General features: G+C 46.0%; 1 pseudogene. It reads right to left on the reverse strand.

Features of this window, described 5'->3' with window-relative positions:
• Positions 1-191, reverse strand: a pseudogene (locus tag V6252_RS13510) (CDP-diacylglycerol--glycerol-3-phosphate 3-phosphatidyltransferase); the annotation flags it as partial.
• Positions 192-213: the final 22 nt, after the last annotated feature.

Below are 213 nucleotides of genomic sequence, written 5' to 3' on the forward strand. Positions count from 1 at the left end.
CGCGCAATGACATTGTCTGAAATCGAAGGCATGCCAATACCCATGGCTGTCGGCCAATAAGCAATCGATACAAATAGCGTAATCATCAAGATACGCGCAATCGTAAGGTTGTAAGGCAAGTTAAAAATACTCTTGGTATTTTGCGAACTTGGCGGGTCTTCCTGCGTTGGCAAAGGCGTGCTGTCAGTCATGGCAACCCCAGGTTATTATGAT

This window comes from Psychrobacter proteolyticus, assembly GCF_038155145.1.
GTDB lineage: Bacteria > Pseudomonadota > Gammaproteobacteria > Pseudomonadales > Moraxellaceae > Psychrobacter > Psychrobacter proteolyticus_B.